Source organism: Brachybacterium subflavum (assembly GCF_009299795.1).
GTDB lineage: Bacteria > Actinomycetota > Actinomycetes > Actinomycetales > Dermabacteraceae > Brachybacterium > Brachybacterium subflavum.
This window is the reverse complement of the sequence record NZ_VIGP01000006.1, coordinates 89,876-109,143: the sequence shown is the minus strand read 5'-3', so window position 1 is coordinate 109,143 and position 19,268 is coordinate 89,876. Positions and strand designations below refer to the sequence as shown.

At 71.4% G+C, this 19,268-nt stretch carries 16 protein-coding genes; 10 read left to right on the top strand and 6 right to left on the bottom strand.

The features are described 5' to 3' along the window. Positions 1–18 precede the first annotated feature (18 nt). Entirely contained in the window at positions 19–333 is a 315-nt protein-coding gene (locus FHG10_RS14695; RefSeq protein WP_152354108.1) for a hypothetical protein, read from the top strand. 45 nt (positions 334–378) lie between these two features. Here FHG10_RS14695 and FHG10_RS14690 read toward each other — a convergent pair whose 3' ends face one another. The 4 genes from FHG10_RS14690 to FHG10_RS14675 form a co-directional block, all read right to left on the bottom strand. Further along, entirely contained in the window at positions 379–1,251 is an 873-nt protein-coding gene (locus FHG10_RS14690; protein WP_152354107.1) for a sugar phosphate isomerase/epimerase family protein, read from the bottom strand. Then, entirely contained in the window at positions 1,248–2,564 is a 1,317-nt protein-coding gene (locus FHG10_RS14685; RefSeq protein ID WP_152354295.1) for a DUF993 family protein, read from the bottom strand. Before FHG10_RS14685 ends, FHG10_RS14690 begins: the two co-directional genes overlap by 4 nt. Before the next feature lie 5 nt (positions 2,565–2,569). After that, positions 2,570–3,733, bottom strand: a complete 1,164-nt coding sequence (locus tag FHG10_RS14680) for a Gfo/Idh/MocA family protein (protein WP_152354106.1) — start codon at positions 3,731–3,733, stop codon at positions 2,570–2,572. Positions 3,734–3,949: 216 nt separating this feature from the next. Further along, positions 3,950–4,951 (bottom strand): LacI family DNA-binding transcriptional regulator, encoded by a 1,002-nt coding sequence (locus tag FHG10_RS14675; protein ID WP_152354105.1) that lies wholly within the window; start codon positions 4,949–4,951, stop codon positions 3,950–3,952. 106 nt (positions 4,952–5,057) lie between these two features. Between FHG10_RS14675 and FHG10_RS14670 the strand changes: the two genes are divergently transcribed. The 6 genes from FHG10_RS14670 to FHG10_RS14645 all read left to right on the top strand — a co-directional run bounded on the left by FHG10_RS14670 (position 5,058) and on the right by FHG10_RS14645 (position 12,414). Beyond that, positions 5,058–7,121, top strand: coding sequence for a glycoside hydrolase family 127 protein (locus tag FHG10_RS14670; protein ID WP_152354104.1), 2,064 nt, complete (start codon positions 5,058–5,060; stop codon positions 7,119–7,121). Positions 7,122–7,204: 83 nt separating this feature from the next. Beyond that, the gene (locus FHG10_RS14665; protein WP_227488289.1) at positions 7,205–8,437 is read left to right on the top strand and encodes an ABC transporter substrate-binding protein; all 1,233 of its coding nucleotides are present in this window, start codon (positions 7,205–7,207) and stop codon (positions 8,435–8,437) included. Between the two features lie 5 nt (positions 8,438–8,442). After that, on the top strand, positions 8,443–9,384 hold the full coding sequence (locus tag FHG10_RS14660; RefSeq protein WP_152354102.1) for a carbohydrate ABC transporter permease: 942 nt from the start codon (positions 8,443–8,445) through the stop codon (positions 9,382–9,384). A 2-nt stretch (positions 9,385–9,386) separates the two neighbouring features. Further along, complete coding sequence (locus FHG10_RS14655; RefSeq protein WP_152354101.1) at positions 9,387–10,256, top strand: carbohydrate ABC transporter permease; 870 nt, start codon at positions 9,387–9,389, stop codon at positions 10,254–10,256. A gap of 335 nt (positions 10,257–10,591) precedes the next feature. Next, on the top strand, positions 10,592–11,488 hold the full coding sequence (locus FHG10_RS14650) for an ATP-grasp domain-containing protein (protein WP_152354100.1): 897 nt from the start codon (positions 10,592–10,594) through the stop codon (positions 11,486–11,488). Positions 11,489–11,547: 59 nt separating this feature from the next. Then, positions 11,548–12,414 (top strand): endonuclease/exonuclease/phosphatase family protein, encoded by an 867-nt coding sequence (locus tag FHG10_RS14645; RefSeq protein ID WP_152354099.1) that lies wholly within the window; start codon positions 11,548–11,550, stop codon positions 12,412–12,414. 131 nt (positions 12,415–12,545) lie between these two features. Here FHG10_RS14645 and xylA read toward each other — a convergent pair whose 3' ends face one another. Continuing rightward, complete coding sequence (xylA, locus tag FHG10_RS14640) at positions 12,546–13,739, bottom strand: xylose isomerase (protein WP_152354098.1); 1,194 nt, start codon at positions 13,737–13,739, stop codon at positions 12,546–12,548. A 224-nt stretch (positions 13,740–13,963) separates the two neighbouring features. Here xylA and FHG10_RS14635 point away from each other — a divergent pair, with 224 nt between their 5' ends. Beyond that, positions 13,964–15,160: an ROK family transcriptional regulator gene (locus FHG10_RS14635; protein WP_152354097.1), complete on the top strand. Its 1,197-nt coding sequence runs from the start codon at positions 13,964–13,966 to the stop codon at positions 15,158–15,160. A 98-nt stretch (positions 15,161–15,258) separates the two neighbouring features. Here FHG10_RS14635 and FHG10_RS14630 read toward each other — a convergent pair whose 3' ends face one another. Continuing rightward, positions 15,259–16,320 (bottom strand): LacI family DNA-binding transcriptional regulator, encoded by a 1,062-nt coding sequence (locus tag FHG10_RS14630; protein WP_227488288.1) that lies wholly within the window; start codon positions 16,318–16,320, stop codon positions 15,259–15,261. 609 nt (positions 16,321–16,929) lie between these two features. Between FHG10_RS14630 and FHG10_RS14625 the strand changes: the two genes are divergently transcribed. Together FHG10_RS14625 and FHG10_RS14620 are read left to right on the top strand one after the other, a co-directional pair. Beyond that, positions 16,930–18,258: an extracellular solute-binding protein gene (locus FHG10_RS14625; protein WP_152354095.1), complete on the top strand. Its 1,329-nt coding sequence runs from the start codon at positions 16,930–16,932 to the stop codon at positions 18,256–18,258. A gap of 2 nt (positions 18,259–18,260) precedes the next feature. Continuing rightward, positions 18,261–19,268 carry a carbohydrate ABC transporter permease gene (locus tag FHG10_RS14620; RefSeq protein WP_152354094.1) on the top strand — a complete coding sequence of 336 codons (1,008 nt, stop codon included), beginning with the start codon at positions 18,261–18,263 and terminating at the stop codon, positions 19,266–19,268.

Below are 19,268 nucleotides of genomic sequence, written 5' to 3'. Positions count from 1 at the left end.
AGGATCAACGGCTTCGCGATGCTCGCGGGCGGCAGCCGCGAGGACCGCCAGGCCGAGCGGATCACCCGACGCCTCGAGCGGAAGGGCCTGCAGGCCCTGCGCGCGGAGAAGGGGGCGATCTGGATCCCGGCCGAGAGCATCGAGGAGGTCAACATGCGCGGCGGCGGTGTGCGGATCCGCGTCTCCGGGCGCGACAAGGAACTGAAGGTCAAGCCCGCCCAGTACTCGGCCACGCTCGACGACATCGGGGAAGCGCTGCAGCACGTGTGCCCCGGCAGGCTGACCACCGGACGCGGGCGCACCCCGTCGGCGGCGCCTGACCCCGACCGGTGACCCGGGTCGGGCTCCCGCGTCAGGCACTCGCATCGGGTACCCGCGTCAGGCGCTGGGCAGGACCAGCTCCTCGAAGCGCTCGCGGATGGTGCGCACGGCCTGCTCGACGGGCGTCGCCCAGACGTCCTCGTGGAAGATTTCGACCTCGATCGGACCGCTGTAGCCGGTCTCCGCGATCATGCGGGTGATCGCGGGGAAGTCGATGAAACCGTCCCCCATGTACCCGCGGGAGTTCAGGGTCTCGGCGGCGAGCGGCAGGATCCAGTCGCACACCTGGTAGCCCAGCAGGCGGCCGCTCGCGCCCGCGCGGGCGATGGATGCGGCCAGGCCCGGGTCCCACCACACGTGATAGGTGTCCACGATGGCGCCGACGGCGTCGCTGCCCACCTGCTCGGCGATGTCGAGGGCCTGGGCGGTGGTGGAGACGACGCCGCGGTCGGCCGCGAAGATCGGATGCATGGCCTCGATCGCGAGGCGCACCCCGGCCTGTTCGGCGTGCGGGGCGAGCTGCGCGATGTTCTCCGCGACCCGCTCGCGGGCGGCCGCGAGGTCCTTGTCCTCATGGCTCAGGCCGCCGACGACCAGCACGAGCACGTCGGTCCCGAGTCCCACGGCCTCGTCGATCGCGCGGCGGTTGTCCTCGAGCGCGGCGCGGCGATCGGCAGGATCGGCGGCCGTGAAGAACCCGCCGCGGCACAGGCTCGTGACCTGCAGCCCGGCGTCGTCGACCCGGCGCCGCAGCTCGGTCAGCCCCGTGGTCTCGACGTCCTGGCGCCACAGGCCGATCCCTCCGATGCCGCCGTCGACGCAGGCCGCGAGCACCTGGCCGATGGGGGTGGTGCGCACGCTCCAGCGGTTCAGGGACAGGCGCGGGACGGATGCGGGGCGAGATGCGGGCGCGGGGCGCGGGACGCTCATGCGAGGGCCTCCTGGGGGTCGAAGCCGTGCAGGCGCAGCATCGCGTGCCAGCGCTCGGCGGCCAGGGCCGGGTCCTCGAGGTTCCCGGTGGCCGCGGCGAGCTCGACGATGCGCGAGAGGTGCGGGAGGCTGCGCGCGCTGTGCAGTCCGCCGACCATCTGGAAGGCGCGCTGGTGGCCGTTGAGCCAGGACAGGAACGCGACGCCGGCCTTGTAGTGGTAGGTGGGGGCGGCGAACACCTGCCGCGCCAGACGCTCGGCGTCGTCGAGGATCGCACGGGCACGGGCGGCATCGCCCGCATCCAGCGCCTGGATCGCGGCCGATGCGGCCGGGGCGGTCGCGGCGAAGGCGCCGAGCAGCGCGTGGGAGAAGCCCCCGTCGGCCGGGGTGCTCCGCTGCGCGGAACCGCTCTCGCCCTCGTCGCCCACGATGAGGTGGGAGAAGTGGAAGTCGTCGCCGGTGAGCATGAGGACGCCCGCGGGCAGGCGGTCGCGCACGGCGACCTCCGCGGCGTCGTCGAGCAGGCTCATCTTCACGCCGCGGATCCGCGTGGGATCGGCGGCGATGATGCGCAGCAGGGTGTCCGCGGCCTCGGCGGTGTCGGACGAGCCGAAGTAGCCCTCGAGCTGCGGATCGAAGGCGGTGCCGAGCCAGTGCAGCACCACGGGACGACGGGCGTGCTCGAGGACGCGGACGTAGACCTCCTCGAAATCGGCGGCCGAGCGCGCGGCACGGGCCAGGTGACGGCTCGCCATCAGCACGGCGCCGGCGCCGGACTCCTCGGTCGCCGCGAGCTGCTCGCGGTAGGCGTCCACGATCTCGTCGAGCGAGAGCTCCGCCTCCTCCCGGTGGTCGGTCGAGACCCCGGCGACGACGAGGTCGCTGACCTGGGCGTCCGGACCGAACAGTGGGGCGATCGCGGGATCGGCGAGCGCCTCGCGGGCGGCGTCGGCGCTGCGGGTGATGAGCTCCCGGGTCGCCGCGGGATCCAGCCCCATGTTCCGCTGCGCGGTGTCCATGGCGTCGGCGACGCCGAGCCCCCAGGACCAGATCGTGCGGCGGAAGCCGAGCGTCGCCTCCCAGTCGATCGCCGCGGGGGCGCCGGGGGTGTTGTCGGCGTGGGCGAGCGGGACCACGTGCGAGGCCGCGTAGACCACACGCGAGCGCAGCGGTGCGGTGGGACGGGCGAAGGCGGCCGACGGGGGCAGCGGCGCCGTCCGGAGAGCACCGTCCTCGTCGAGGAGGGCGAGGCGCGGGGCCGTCAGGGTCGTCGGGGTCGTCGGGGTCGTCGTGCCGGTGGCCTGCTCGGTCATGTCGCTCACGCCTCCGTCAGCGGATCGAGGGCGATGCGTCGGCCCTGCGCGGAGCTCTCGAGGCCCGCCTCGGCGAGGCGCACGCCGCGGGCGCCGGCGAGCAGGTCGTAGGGGTAGTCGCGGCCCTCGGCCCAGTGGGCGAGGAAGTCCTCCCACTGCGCCTTGAAGCCGTTGTCGAAGCCGTCGGGCCCGGCGTTGTCGGGGATCTCGTGCCAGTCGGCCCGGTAGTCGTGGGCGTCCGGCACATCGGGGTTCCAGGTGGGGCGCGGGGTCGCCGCTCGGGGCTGGATCTTCGCGCCCCAGAGGCCGACGACGGCGCTGCCGTGCGTCCCGTCGACCTGGAACTGCACGAGCTCGTCGCGGTCCACGCGCACGTCCCAGCTCGAGTTCATCTGCACGATCGTCCCGCCCTCGAGGCGGAAGACGCCGTAGGCGGCGTCGTCGGCCGTGGCCTCGTAGCGCTCGCCCTTCTCGTCCCAGCGCTCAGGGATGTGGGTGCTGACCTGCGCGTAGACGTCCTCGATACGGCCGAAGAGGTTCTCGATGACGTAGTTCCAGTGGGGGAACATATCGGCGACGATGCCTCCGCCGTCCTCGGCGCGGTAGTTCCAGGAGGGGCGCTGGGGGCTCTGGTGATCGCCCTCGAACACCCAGTAGCCGAACTCGCCGCGCACCGAGAGGATGCGCCCGAAGAACCCCTCGTCGATGAGGCGGCGCAGCTTGAGCAGGCCGGGCAGGTAGAGCTTGTCGTGGACGACGCCGGTGACGACGCCGGCGGCCTTCGCCTCGCGGGCGAGCGCGAGGGCGTCGTCGAGGGATTCGGCCGTGGGCTTCTCCGTGTAGATGGCCTTGCCGGCGGTGATCGCCTTGCGGATGTTCGCGACCCGCAGGTTCGTGACCAGGGCGTCGAAGTAGATCTCGAAGCGATCGTCGGCGAGCGCGGCGTCGAGGTCGGTGGTCCACTCGGTCAGGCCGTGGCGCTCGGCGATCGCGCGCAGCTTCTCCTCGTTGCGGCCCACCAGCAGCAGGTCGGGCACGAGGCGGGTGCCGTCGGCGAGCTCGACGCCGCCCTGCTCGCGGATCGCCAGCAGGGAGCGCACGAGGTGCTGGCGGTAGCCCATGCGGCCGCTCGCGCCGTTGACGATGATGCCGATGCGTCGCTGGGTCATGGGGGTCTCCTGGTGTCCGGCGGCGGTGCCGGGTCGGGTGCGTCGGGGCGGCCCCCGTCGAGTCATCGCGAGCACGATGTGGGTAACCGCTTTCCCGCATCGTAGACCATGAACGGCACGGGCTGTCGAGGATGAGGGTGCGGCGGGCGGCGAGCGGCGGGGCGCGGCGACCGACCCCTCACGGCCGAACCGTCGATGCCGACTGGACGGGGAGCTTCAGACGGTCGAGCCGCGCACCTCGAGGCGGGGCGGCACGACCACGCGGCGCTCGGCGACCTCGCGCCCCTCGATGAGATCCAGGAGCATGCGGCCGGCACTGCGTCCGACGTCCCACAGGCACAGATCGATCGTGGTCAGGGGCGGCCGGGCGGCGAGCGCCATCACATCCCAGTTGTCGAACCCGGTGACGGCGACCTCGCCCGGGACGCTCGTGCCGTGATCCCGCAGCCGGTCCAGCACCCCGCGCGCCACCTGGTCGGAGCCGCAGCAGACGGCATCGAAGGAGAGTCCCGACGCGAGGGCGAGGTCGACGGCGCGCCGACCCCACTCCTCGCTCCACTCGCCGAACATCGCCTGGCCGACCAGGGCCTCGCCGAGGACACCCGCGACGACCTCCGCCCGGACGGTCGCCGAGTGATGGCGGCGCGGTCCCGTCACGTGCAGGACCCGGGTGCGGCCGATCGCCAGCAGGTGCTCGGCGACCATGCGCGCGCCGGTGCTCTCGTCGCTCAGCACGGCGGGCCGGTCCCGGTCCGACGAGGGGGCGAAGGCGTGCACGACGGGGATGTCGATGTCCACCGGGGGGCGCTCGTCCGTGGTGCGGCCCGTGACGACGAGGCCGTCCACGCGTCGACCGCGCAGTGAGCGCAGAAGGTGCTCCTCGCGGGCGGGGTCGTCTCGGGTGTCGGCGAGGATCACCGCCATGCGCCCGACGGCGAGCGCGTCCTCGGCACCCATGAGGATCGGCAGGGTGAATCGGCCGAAGGTGTCCGTGGTCAGGAAGCCGACGGTGAAGGTGCGACCGCTCGAGAGCCCTCGCCCGCGAGAATCGGCGACGAACCCGAGACGGTCCGCGACCTCCTGGACGTGTCGGCGCGTCTCGGCCCGCAGGCTGCCGGTCCCGTTCAGGGCCTTGGAGACGGTTCCCACGGAAACTCCCGCAGCGCGCGCGACATCGCCGATCTTCACGACGGGAGGGACGGAGGAATGCGCAGACATGCAGGAACTGTACGTCAGGGGGCTTGCGTCCGCGGCGAAGGACCTCGCATACTGTGACGTGAGGCAAACGTTTGCCTAGTTTCCCACTGCTCGAAGGAGAGCACCCATGACGCAGCCGTCCGGCTCCGCCGCCCCCAGCCGCCCCGAGCCCGCCGCCGCTCAGACGGCGCGCCCGGCACCCGCCCTCGCCGCCCCGGTGCGGCCCACCCCGTCTGCCCGCGTCCGGCTGCATCCCCTCGCACCGGGCGCCGCCCGCATCGACGGCGGGTTCTGGGGCCTCCGTCAGGAGCGCAACCGGCGCGATGCCCTGCGCGCGGGGCACGCACAGCTCGAGGCCTCCGGCACGCTGCAGAACTTCCGGATCGCCGCCGGGAGCGCCGAGGGCGAGGCGCACGGCATGATCTTCCAGGACTCGGACGTCTACAAGTGGCTCGAGGCCGTGGCCTTCGAGCTGGGACGCGAGGACGACGCCGAGCTGCGGCGACTCATGGAGGAGGTCACCGCGACCGTCGCCTCCGCCCAGCAGGAGGACGGGTACCTCAACAGCGTCCATCAGCTGCGCCACTCGCGCGAGGAGCGCTATACGAACCTCGCGTGGAACCACGAGCTCTACTGCTACGGCCACCTCATGCAGGCCGCCGTCGCCCAGTCCCGCAGCGCCGGCGACGACGCGCTGCTGCAGGTGGCGCTGCGGATTCTCGACCACTTGACGACGGTCTTCGGCCCCGGCAGGAACCCTGGCGTCCCCGGGCACCCGGAGATCGAGATGGCCCTCGTCGAGCTGTACCGCGAGACCGGCCGGACCGACGCCCTGGACCTCGCGCGGGGCTTCCTCGAGCGCCGCGGCCATGCCACCACCTCGAAGGACCCGGGCCCGGGCTACTTCTCGGACCGTGTGCCGGTGCGGGAGACGACCACGGTCGAGGGCCACGCCGTGCGCGCCCTGTACCTCGCCGCGGGGGCGACGGACCTCGCGATCGAGGACGACGACGCCGAGCTGCTCGCCCACGAGCAGCGCCTGTTCGCGACGACCCTGGCCACCAAGACCTATGTGACCGGCGGGATGGGATCGCGCTGGGACTGGGAGGCCTTCGGCGACCCCTTCGAGCTGGGCACCGACCGCGGCTATGCGGAGACCTGCGCGGGCATCGCCGCCGTGCAGTGGGCCTGGCGCCTTCTGCTCGCCACGGGCGACGAGACCTTCGCCGACGCGATCGACCGCCTCCTGCACAACGCCGTGCTGCCGGGCGTCTCGCTCGCGGGCACGGAGTTCTTCTATGTGAACTCGCTGCAGCTGCGCGAGGGTGCGATCGCCGACGAGGGCCGCTCCATCGCCCACGGTCGCCGCGGCTGGTTCGACTGCGCATGCTGCCCGCCGAACGTCATGCGCACCCTGGCGAGCCTCGACCAGTACGTCGCGACGTCCGACGGGGCCGGGCTGCAGCTGCACCTCTTCGCGAGCGGCCGCTTCGGGACGCAGGTGGGCGGCGAGGACTTCACGATCGAGGTCGAGACCGATTACCCGCACCACGGTCGCGTGCACATCCGCGTCCTCAGGGCCCCGAGCACCGAGGCGGAGCTGACACTGCGCGTGCCGACCTGGGCCGATGGGGCGCGTCTCGTCGACGCCGCGGGAGCGGGCGGCGCGGACGACTCGGCCGACGGGGACGGCTCGACGCGCCTCTCCCCCGGCACCCGCACGGTGCGGCGCATCTTCGCCCCCGGTGACGAGCTGCTGCTGGACCTGCCGATGAGCGCCCGCTTCGTCACCGCTCCCCATCGGGTCGACGCTTCCCGCCGCGCGGTCGCCCTGGAGCGCGGCCCGCTCGTGTATGCGCTCGAGCAGGCCGACCAGGAAAGCCAGCGCACCGTGGACGACGCGCTCGTCGACCCCTCGGCGCCCGTTCGCGAGCACCGCATCGATGCGCTCGACGGCGTGGTCGCCCTCGACGTCGCGGGCTGGGCCGCGCCCCCGCCCCCGACCGTGACCGGAGAGGGCGAGGTGCCCGCGGCGGACCAGGCATGGCCGTATCGCGCCTGGTCGGGTTCAGCGTCATCTGCCACCCCGGAGCCGACCCCGCACACCTGGCGCGCGATCCCCTACTTCGCCTGGGCGAACCGCGAGATCGGCCCGATGCGCGTGTGGATGCCGCTGCGGGAGACGTCGTGATCAGCCGACGGACGCTCCTTCGAGGCGGCGCTCTGGCCGGGGTGTCCGCGGGCGCGGCCGCGCTGGCGGGGTGCTCGGGCACCTTGCCGGCGACCGATACGAGCGTACGCGGCTTCGGCGAGGGCGCGAAGGGCACGGTGCGCGTGTGGTGCAGAGCGGGAACACAGGACGCGATCACCGCGGCGGCGAAGGCCTTCTCCCAGGCACAGGACCGGCTGACCGTCGACGTCACGCCGATCCCCGACGCCCAGTACGTCACCAAGCTCGCGACCTCGATCCGCGGCGGCACCGTCCCGGACCTCGTGGACTTCGACCTCATCAACTGCCCGATGTTCATCGTCCGCGACGCCTTCGCCGACCTCACCGAGCAGGTCGAGGCGCTCGGCATCACCGACGTCCTCTCCCCCGGCCACCTCGGCGAGGTCACCTACCGCAAGCGGTACTACGGCATCCCGTTCCTGGGCGACTACTCGACCCTCTGGTACAACACGCAGATCCTCGAGGACGCGGGAGTCGACCCCGAGAAGGCCACCGCCGACCTCCCGTCCGTGCTGGACGCCTGCCGCACCCTCCAGGAGAAGACCCCCGACGTCACGCCGTGGAGCTTCCCCGGCAACGCGTCCGGGACGCTCGGATTCACCGTGCAGCCGATGATCTGGGCGGCGGGGACGGACCTCGTGACCGAGGATCCCGCCGACCAGCGCGGGAACGTCGAGGGCAACGACGCTCTGCAGTCCGTGCTGGAATTCCACCGGGACCTGTGGAAGGGCGAGCTGGTGACTCGTCGGACCTACTCCGACGACGGCACCCAGTGGGGAGCGGACTTCCGGACCGGCGGGGTCGCGATGATCCCCGGCAGCTACGGCATGGCCGTGCCCGATGCGACCGAGGACATGCGCGGTCGCTTCGCGAACGTGCTGATCCCCGGCCCTGAGGGCGGGCGCTCCACGTTCTCCGGCGGCGACGACCTGTGCATCCCCAACGGCTGCGCGAACGCATCCGGAGCCTGGGAGTTCTGCCGCTTCCTCCTGGCGGTCGAGCAGCAGGAGCGCCTGCCGGAGGCCGGCTACCTGCCGATACGCTCCGATGCGGCGACCGACAGGTTCCGCGAGGACTTCCCGCTCGCGGTCCCGCCCATCGACGGGATCGCCGACGGGTACGTGCCCTTCACCCTCGGCTACAACCTGCTGTACAACCAGCCCGCCGGTCCCTGGCTCGCGATGTTCCGCGAAGCCGTGTTCGCCGGCGACGTAGAGGGCGCGATGCAGTCCGCGCAGTCCGAGTACGACCGCATCCTCGAGCAGACGAGGCCGTGAACGTCATGACGACACGATCCAGCTCAGAAGCTCTCCCCGCGCTGCCGGGTGCGGCGCGCTCGCGGCGCCGACGGCGCGGCTCCCTCACGCACCCGGCCCGCACCGGCATCCTCCTGGTGGCCCCGGCCGTACTGCTGGTGGCACTGTTCGCCCTGGTCCCGCTCGTCTTCGCGGTGTACATCTCGCTGACGAACTGGCCGCTGATCGGCGAGTACCGGTTCGTGGGCCTGGACAACTACCGCCTCGCCCTCCAGGACCCGGGCATGTTCAAGGCCGTGCGGTACACGCTGGTCTACACGCTCATCGTGACCGTGCCGATCCTCGTGCTCGGGTACGGGCTCGCGGTGCTCGTGCGGCGGCGCCGTCGTGGCTCGACCCTGCTGCGCACGATCTTCTTCGTGCCCTACGTCGTCGGCCTCACGACCTTGAGCTACATGCTCGTGCTCGAGGCGCAGCCGGATTCCGGCGTGATCAACCGGCTGCTGAAGGCTCTCGGGATCACCGACGGCACCACCGCCTGGCTGGTCGACGGGCCGCTCGCGACGATCCTCCTGTGCCTCCTCGTGATCTGGACCGTGCCGGGGCTGACCATGATCCTGCTGATGTCCGCCATGCAGGGCGTCCCCTCGGAGGTCTACGAGGCCGCCGAGATCGACGGCGCCACCTGGTGGCAGCGCGAATGGCGGATCACCATCCCGATCATCAGGCCCTCCATCGCGATCGCCCTGATCATCTCGGTGATCGGCTCGCTGCTCGCCTTCAACCAGTTCTACATCCTCACCCGCGGCGGCCCGGGCACGGACACCATGACGATGGTCGGCTACATCTACAACCGCGCCTTCGTCGAGCTCCAGCTGGGCTCTGCCACCGCCATGTCCCTGCTGCTGGTGATCGTGGTCGCCGCGGTCACCGGTGCCCAGTTCCTGCTGCTGCGAGAGAAGGACTGACGATGAGCGCGACCCACGCGACCCACGCGACCGACCGCGAGCCTCGCGGGAAGGTGACGCTGTACGCCGCCTTCGGCGTCACCCTCGCCCTGGTGTTCACCCTGCCGCTGGTGTGGGCGGTGCTGCGGGCCTTCCAACCCAACGACACCATCGTCACCGCCGCCTCCCTCTCGCAGATGTTCGACCTCACCTGGAAGAACTTCGCGCAGATCCTGTCTCCGAGCGGCTCGCTGTGGTCGGCCCTGATCAACTCGGTGATCGTCTCCCTGGGCACAGCGGTGCTCACGGCCGTGATCGCCACACTCGCCGGATACGGGCTCTCACGCTTCCGCTTCCCAGGGGCCCGGGTGGCGTTCTCCGTGATCCTGCTGTCGATGATGGTGCCGTTCCAGGCGATCCTCACCCCGCTCTACCTCGAGATGAACGCCCTGCACCTCACCGACTCCCTGCTGGGGCTCGTGCTCTTCTACACGACGGTGAACCTTCCCTTCGGGGTGTTCGTCATGAAGGCGGCCTGCGATGCGGTGCCCTCCTCCCTCGAGGACTCCGCGATCGTCGACGGTGCGGGCACGCTGCGGATGCTCACGGGCGTGCTGCGTCCGCTGCTGCTGCCGGGGATGGCGAGCGCCGGGCTCTACGCGTTCCTCGCCTCGTGGACGGAGTTCCTGGGAGCGCTCACCTTCATCACCCGGGAGAACCTCTACACGCTGCCGATCGCGCTGCTGAACCTGCAGTCCGGCACCTTCGGCGAGCTCGACTACGGGCTCCTCGTCGCCGGGGCCGTCGTCGCGATGGTCCCGTGCATCATCCTCTACGTGGCACTGCAGAGGTTCTACGTGCAGGGGCTGGTCGCGGGAGCGGTGAAGGGCTGACCGGCCCCCGATCACCGGCGCCAGCACCGGCACCGGCACTGGCACTGGCACTGGCACTGGCACTGGCACTGAGCCAGCGTGCCGACTCTCCGTCCCGTCGCACTCCGCCCACGGCTCGCCCCTCCCGTCGCCCGACGAGTGGCACGAAATCGACGCCAAGATCGATCTTGGCGTCGATTTCGTGCCACTCGAGGGCCGGGGTCGGCAGCGACCCGGCGGACTGAACCGCGGCACGGCGGGGCGGCCCTCCCGTCGTCGGCGTCCCAGGGACGGCCGCCCGCCCCGACTCCGCGGACGCCCGAGCGTGGGCGCATCCCTGCCCCTACGCTGGTCACGTGGCATCCATCGGCATCATCGGCACCAGCCCGAGCTTCTACTCCGACCTCGACTACGACAACGACTCCGCACCTCTCGTGGCCGCGCTCGAGGCGCGCGGGCATCGTTCCGCGCGCCTGGACTGGCACGAGGACCTGGACTGGGGCGCCTGGGACCTGCTCGTGCTGCGCAGTCCGTGGGACTACGCGACCCAGCCCCGGGCGTTCGACGCCTGGCTGGAGCACGCGGGCACGGCCTCGCACGTGCTGAACGACCCGGCCCTGGTGCGCTGGAACATGGACAAGCACTATCTCGCCGACCTCGAGCGTGAGGGCGTGGCCGTCGTCCCCACGGACTACCTCGAGGACGGGGCGGAGCTCGCCACGGCGCTCGTGGGGCACGGCACCGAGCATGTCGTCCTCAAGCCCGCCGTCGGCGCCGGATCCCGCCTGACCGGCCTGTTCAGCGCCGGCGATCCCTCCGCGCAGGCGCTCGGCCTGGAGATCCTCGCCGAGGGCGGCACCGTGATGCTGCAGCCCGAGGTGCCCGAGCTCTCGGCCGGCGCGGAGAAGGCGCTCTACCTCATCGACGGGCACTTCACCCACGCGATCGCCAAGGGTGCGCTGCTCGCCCGCGGCGGCGGCCTCATCGGCGGCGTGTACGAGGAGAACCCCGTGGTCGTGGAGACTACGGCGGAGGAGCGCGCCTTCGCCAAACAGGTGCTCTCCGCGGTGGTCCGGGCGACGGGCCAGCAGATGCCGCTGTACGCGCGGATCGATACCGTGGACTCCGCGCACCACGGACTCGTGCTGCTCGAGGCCGAGCTGTTCGAGCCGACCTTCAACCTCCACCTCGCGCCCGAGATCGTCGAGGTGTTCGCCGAGGCGATCCTCGCACGGCTCCCCCAGGGGGCTTGAGCCTCCGCCCGGCCGACGCGGAACCCCGGCCTTCAACGCCACCAGGAAGGATCCCGCAGATGACTCCCGAGCAGGACATCCCCGACCGGCGACACGAAGCGCCCGCCGAGCGGCACGATGCCGCCCGCCCCGTGCACGTCATGAGCTTCAATGCGCTCTTCCAGACCGACTCCACCGCCCCGGGCGAGCCCGCCCACTGGGCGCATCGCGCACCCGCGATCCGCGATCTGATGGCGGAGGTGACGCCGGACCTGCTGGGCCTGCAGGAGATGCAGATGCACACCTTCGGGCCCGTCGAGGAGGGGCTCGGGAGCACGTATCGGGCCGTCGGCACGATGGGCGTCAAGGGCGGCAGCCAGGGCCTCATCAACCCGATCCTGTTCAACACCGAGCGCTTCGAGCTGGTCGCCTGGGACCAGTTCTGGCTCTCGGACACCCCGCGCGTGATCGGCTCGACGACCTGGGGGAACACTGGTCCGCGCGGTGCCACCTGGGCGCGCCTGCGCGATCGCGAGAGCGGGAGCGACCTCGTGCACCTCAACACTCACCTGGACCACGTGATCACGCAGGCGAAGGCCAAGGGCGCGCAGCTGATCTCCGACCGTCTGAGGCAGTTCTCCCTGTGGGGCCTGCCGACGATCACCACCGGTGACTTCAACTCCGTCGCCGGGGACTCCCCCGCTTACGAGATCCTCGTCGAGCGGGGCGGACTGCAGGACTCGTGGGTCGCGGCCGAGCAGCGCCTGAGCCCGCAGCTGTCGACCTTCCCCTTCTTCGGCGAGGTCGAGGAGTCCGACTTCCGCATCGACTGGATCCTGCTCAGCCCCGGCGTGCGGGTCCTGGACGCGACGATCGACGCGCGTCGGCCCGGCGGAGTCTTCCCGAGCGACCACCTGCCGGTGCAGGCGCACGTGGTGCTGCCGTAGTAGGCGCGGGGGCGCTCATGCCCCTCGCGTGCGGCCTTCGATGTCGCCGGGTGAGGTCTCGACCCCATATACGCGTCGAGACCTCACCCAGCGACATCGGCCGCCCGATCAGCCGGGCCCACGCTCCCCACTCACCCCGCGAACCCCAGCAGATGCCGCATGGCCAGCTGCTGCAGGCGCACGAATCCGAAGTTCCGGGCCCCCGCGGCGTCGACGTCGAAGTCCTCGTAGGCGCTGCGGTCGGCCAGGAGGTCCTCGAGCGACTCGCCCGCGCCGAGGGTGGGCTTGCCCAGATCCTCGATCCCCGAGTAGGCCAGGGCCTCCTGGACCTCCGGATCGGCGCGGAAGGCCAGCGCGCGCTCCTTGAGCATCAGGTACATCTCCATGTTCGCCGCGGCCGCGTCGTACTGGCCCTTCTCGTGCTCGGTGCGCGAGGGCTTGAAGTCGAAGTGGCGAGCGCCCTCGAAGGCGCCGGGCTTCGAGGGGAAGCCGTTCTCGAGCAGGTCCACGGTGAAGAACGCGCTGATCAGGTCGCCGTGGCCGAACACGAGGTCCTGGTCGTACATCGGGCCGTGCTGGCCGTTGAGATCGATGTGGAAGAGCTTGCCGGCCCACAGCGCCTGGGCGAGGCCGTGGGTGTAGTTCAGGGTCGCCATCTGCTCGTGGCCGGTCTCGGGGTTGATGCCGATGATGTCGCGGTGCTCGAGCTGCTCGATGAAGGCGAGGGCGTGGCCGACGGTGGGCAGGAAGATGTTGCCGCGGGGCTCGTTGGGCTTGGGCTCGAGGGCGACCCGCAGGTCGTACCCCTTGTCCTTGATGTATCCGGCGACGGTGTCGATGCCCTCGGCGTAGCGCTGATGCGCGGCGAGCAGGTCCTTGGAGCCGTCGTACTCGGCGCCCTCGCGCCCGCCCCACATGACGAAGGTCTTCGCGCCGAGCTCGGCGGCGAGGTCGACGTTCGTGAGCACCTTGCGCAGGCCGTAGCGGCGCACGGCGCGGTCGTTGCTCGTGAAGGCGCCGTCCTTGAAGACCGGGTGGGCGAAGGTGTCGGTCGTGATCATCTCGATCACCAGGCCCGTCTCCTCCGTGACCCTCTTCAGCTGCTCGATGATGCGCGAGCGCTCCTCGGGACTCGCCCCGAAGGGGACCACGTCGTTGTCGTGGAAGGTGAAGCCCCAGGCACCGATCTCGGCGAGCCGGCGGATGTGCGCGGTGAGCTCGAGCGGCGGACGCGTCGGGTCGCCGAACTGGTCCTTCGCGGTCCAGCCGGTGGTCCACAGGCCGAAGGAGAAGCGGTCCTCGCGGGTGGGGGTGGGTGCGGTCATCGTTGATCTCCTCTGTTTAGTAAGATGCGGCAACTAACCTACCGGGCGCCGTCCGACGGCACAAGTGCACCGGACAGGACTCGACCCGCCCGGGTCCCGGACACGGCTCGACCCGTCGGCCCACCGGATACGCTCAGCGGGCCGACGACGATCCCGACCGCGCCCGGCCCCGGCCGCGAGCCCAACCGGGCGAGCACCGCGGCGAACGACGAGAGGAGCACCCCGTGCAGTCCACCCACCTGCGGGAGCACAACCTCTCCCTCTGCCTGCGCACCCTCTCCTCAGCGCCCGAGCCGCTCTCCCGCGCGGGCCTCGCCGCCAGCACCGGGCTCACCAAGCCCACCGTCTCCAAGCTCGTCGAGGAGCTCATCGGGGCGGGCCTCGTCGCGCAGGACGCCCCGCTGATCCACGGCACCGGTCGGCCGATGGTCCCGCTGCGCCCTGCGAGCGGCACGCTGCTCGCGATCGGCCTCGAGGTCACGGCCGACGGCGTCTCCTGCGCGGCCACGGACCTGACCGGAGACGTGCTCGCAGCGGTCGATGAACCCCTGGAGGTCATCCGCGCACGGCCGGAGCATGTCATCGAGACCTGCGGACGGCTCGTCGCGCGGACGCGCGAGGCGGCGAGTGCCGACGTTCCGGCACCGCTGCCCGTGGTCGGGGTGTGCGCGGCCCTGCCGGGACGGATCGATCCGGCCGATGGGTCCGTGCTCTCGGCGCCCGGGCTCGGCTGGACCGACGTCCCCTTCGTCGCCCGGCTGGGCGAGCGGCCCGAGCTCGCCGGTCTCCCCGTGCTCGCGCAGAACGACAACCGCCTCTCGGTGCTCACCGAGCTCGATCAACGACCTGGCCAGTCCTTCCTCTACCTGCGCGGACACACCGGCGTGGGCGGCGCGGTCGTTCTGGGCGGACGCGTGCTGGAGGGCGAGCACGGCTGGGCCGGCGAGTTCGGGCACATGGTCGTCGAGCCCGGCGGTGCGCTCTGCCGCTGCGGGCGACGCGGCTGCCTCGAGGCGTACGTGTCCGCGCACGCCCTGCGCGAGCGCGCGGGACTCGGCGCGGATGCGTCACTGGAGGAGCTGGTCGACGCGCTCGCCCGCGAGGGCGGTGACGGCGGGACCGGGGGCCGCAGCGAGGTGATCGGCACGATCGGCCGTGCTATCGGCATCGCGCTCGCCAATGCCCTGAACGTCCTCGACCTCTCGACCGTGGTCCTCTCGGGTCACCTCGCCCCGATCGGCGAGGAGATCGGGCCCGTGATCAGCGAGACCGTCGCCGAGCATGCGCTCGCGACCGAGGCAGGCCCGCTCACGATCGAGCGCTCGGACGCCCCCGCCGACCTCGCCCTGCGCGGCGCCGCGCGGTGGGCGCTCGAGCCGGTCTTCGCCGCCCCCGGCGAGTGGATCGCCCGCGCGGCCTGATCGCTCGCGCCGCCCGCGTCGAAAGGCCCGATGGCGCGGCTCGACCCCGCGGCCCGGCCAGACTCGACGACGCGGACCGACCAGGCGACGCCACCCGCTCAGACGTGCTCGTCGGTGTCGGGGTTCGGGACCTCCCGAGCGGGTCCGGGCCCGGTGGACTCGCGTTCCACCAGGCGCGTCTCGAGCTGGAAGGGGTGGGCGAACAGCTCGGGGTCCTCGGCGAGCGCGAGCAGGCGCTCAACGGCGACCTGCCCCATCGCGTACAGCGGCTGGCGGATGGTGGTGAGGCGGGGCCACGTCCAGCGGCACACGATGGTGTCGTCGAAGCCGATCACGCTGAGGTCGCCGGGCACATCGAGCCCGCGCCGGCGCGCCTCGCGCAGGGCGCCGACCGCGAGCCCGTCGGAGGCGGCGAAGACCGCCGTGGGCGGGTCCTCGAGATCGAGGAGCTGCGCGGCTCCCCTCTCCCCGTCGGCGTCGTCGAAGCGGCCGTGCCGCACGAGCGCCGGGTCGAAGGCGATGCCCTGCTGCTCGAGCCCGCTGCGATACCCCTGCAGGCGCTGCCTGCCGGGGATCGATTCCTCCGGGCCGGCGAGGGTGGCGATCCGGCGGTGGCCGAGTTCGGCGAGGTGGCGGACAGCCGAGACCGCCCCCTCCCAGTTCGTCGCCGCGATCGTCACCAGGCCCGGAACGGGCGCGCCGACGGCCGCGTCCGGCACCGAGATGGGGTCGATGACGATGAGCGGCAGGTCGAGCTCGCGGCTCCAGTGCGCATGCTCGGGGCCGACGGGAGTGGTGACGGCGATGATCCCCGCGGCGCCGCGTCCCGCAGCCTCCTCCATCCGGTCCCGGGTGAGCGGCTCCTGGGTTCCGATGTCGCCTCCACCGGTCTCGACGAGGAGCTGGGCCCCCGCGCGCTGCGCGGCGTGCTCGGCCCCGGCGAGGATGTCGATGACGTAGGGACTGTCCAGGCGCGGGAAGCGGATGAGGGCGAGGGGGCCGGGTCGCGGCGCGCGGGTCCGCGGCGCGTACCCGAGCTCCCGCGCGATGCGGGACACGCGCTCGCGGGTCTCCTCGCGCACGTCGGCGCGCGCGTTCATCACCTTCGAGGCCGTCGCGAGCGAGACGCCGGCCCGGCGGGCGACCTCCCCGAGGGTCACCTTCCGCTGCTGCGCTCCGCCACCCCGGCTGCTCCCGTCACCCGTCGCGCTCCCGCGCGCACGTTTCCTGTGCGCGCCACCTGCATCGCCCCTCATGTCCACCGCACCTCGCATCCCCATTGACTCCTCGCCCGCCACTCCGCCGGAGCATCCGACACGCTCCGTTTCGAAACTTTTCGTCCCGGGCAGCAATGGAGTCACCGTACTCGCCGCACCTCTTCTCCCGCGCCCCGCCGGCGGGCACCGCGCCCTGTGCCGGGAACCGCGCAGCAGGGAGGACACACCTCTCTCACCCCGCCGCGACCGACCACCGCATCGGGGGTCAGGACAGGAGCCGGCACGGCTCCATGCAGACCGCCGCTGCGGGAGGAGAAATGCCCAGACACCATCGCCACCACCACGCACCCGCCCTGCGCCCCGCCTCATACATGCGATTGACCTGCGGATTCGAACGACAATGCACTCCCGATCCCCAACGTCGCCGACCCCTTGACCAATCCCGCACGGCTTTGTAAATTAGCCTCACTTATCGCGCGGCGATGGCCGTCGGCCCGCAGCGCACCCGCTTCCCACCGCACTTCTCGTCACCGTCGACAGCAGGAGCAGGTCATGCACACACCCCTCATCTCGCGCCGCACCGCGCTCGGCGCCGCCGCGGGCGCCTCCGCCCTCGCCCTCGCCGCCTGCGGCACGTCGGGCCCCGGCGGATCCGGCTCCTCGGGCGGCGTCGACTCCGCAACTTTCTGGCAGCTTTCGGGACAGCCGAACGAAGGCATCTACAAGGACTCCGTCGACGCCTTCAACGAGCTCGACAAGGGCACCATCGACCTCACGTTCTTCCAGAACGACGCCTACAAGCAGAAGATCCGCACCGCCATCGGCGCGGGCGAGGCGCCCACGATCATCTACGGCTGGGGCGGCGGCGGACTGCGCACCTACGCCGAGGAGAAGCAGGTCGACGACCTCACCTCGTGGCTCGAGGAGAACGCCGACTTCAAGGACCGCTTCATCGAGTCGGTGTGGGGCGCCGCGACCGTCGATGACAAGATCTATGCGCTCCCGATCGGCGCGACCCAGCCGATCATCATGTTCCACAACAAGACGGTGCTCCAGAAGATCGGTGCGAAGGCCCCCACCACCTGGGACGACCTTCTGGACGTCATCGAGAAGGCCCACTCGGGCGGCGTCGCCCCGATCTCCCTCGCCGGCCAGTCCCGCTGGACCTCGATGATGTGGCTCGAGTACCTGCTGGACCGCATCGGCGGGCCGAAGGTGTTCGAGAGGATCGCCGCCGGGGAGAAGGACGCCTGGCTCGACGACGCCGTCGTCGAGATGGGGGACAGGGTCAAGGAGCTGCTGGAGGTCAAGGCCTTCGCCGACGGCTTCGAGTCCATGGCCGCCGACTCCAACACCGACCAGGCGCTGCTGTGGTCCGACAAGGCCGCCCTCATGCTGCACGGCGGCTGGACCTTCGGCGGCATGAAGGCCAGCGGCGGCGACTTCGTCTCCGGCGGGCACCTGGGCTACGGCCCCTTCCCCACCATCGAGGGCGGCAAGGGCGAGCTCGGCGACCTCGTGGGCAACCCCTGCAACTACGTCTCGCTGTCCTCTGCCGCCTCCGACGCCGAGAAGACCGTCGCCAAGGACTTCTTCCTCGACGGCATGATGACCGACGACGTGGCCGCGGCCTTCGTCGACTCCGGCTCCGCCCCCGTCATCACCGGGCAGGAGGACGCGCTGAAGGCGAGCGACGACGCCGACTACCTCCAGTGGGTCTACCAGTCCCTCCAGGACGCGTCGGCCTTCACCCAGTCCTGGGACCAGGCGCTGCAGCCCACCGACGCCGAGACGCTGCTGGTGAACACCGAGCAGCTGTTCCTGGGCAAGCTCGAGCCCGAGCAGTTCGCCGAGAACATGAACAGCGGCAAGGGGGCCTGAGCATGACCAGCCCATCGGCCCGCCTCGATCACGGCGAGCGGCTCGAGAGCGGCGAGCGCGTGGAGCGCCTCCCGGACGCCGCGGTGCACCGCACCGCAGGGGGCGCCGAGCGCACGGCCCGCGGCGCCCCCGGCCGAGAGCCCCTCCAGCTCTCCCACGTGCTGTTCGCCCTGCCCGCGCTCGCCTTCTTCGCGATCTTCGCGCTGCTGCCGCTGGTGGGCGTGCTCGTCCTGTCCTTCACCTCGTGGAACGGCATCGGCGCCATCACGTTCACCGGGCTCACCAGCTGGGGCGAGGTGCTCACCCGCTCCACCACCTGGCACGGGCTCGCGCTCGTGGTGCTCATGATCGTGGCGACCTGGGTGCTGCAGACGCCGCTGAGCATCCTGCTGGGCACGTTCCTCGCCGGCCGCCAGCGCTACCGCAACGTGCTCGCGGTGCTCTACTTCCTGCCGCTGCTGCTGTCCTCGGCGGCGATCGCGATCACCTTCAAGTCGCTGCTGGACCCGAACTTCGGGCTCGCGAGCGGGCTGAACATGCCCTTCCTCAAGCAGAACTGGCTGGGCGACTCGACCCTCGTGTGGATCGTCCTGCTGGTGATCATCGCCTGGCAGTTCATCCCCTTCCACACCCTCATCTACCAGGGCGCGGTGCGGCAGATCCCGCAGACGATGTACGAGGCGGCGCAGATCGACGGCGCCGGCCGCGTGCGCCAGTTCTTCTCGATCACCCTGCCGCAGCTGAAGTACACGCTGATCACGAGCTCGACCCTGATGGTCGTCGGCGCTCTGACCTACTTCGACATCATCTTCGTGCTCACCCAGGGCGGTCCCGGCACGTCCACGCGGATCCTGCCGCTGGACATGTACCTCACCGGATTCCGCGGCAACGAGATGGGGGTCGCGAGCGCCCTCGCCGTGATCCTCGTGGTCCTGGGCCTCGGCCTCGCGCTCGGCGTGCAGCGCCTGGGCGGCAAGGACGCCTCTGCCAGCCAGACGGAAGGAGCCTGA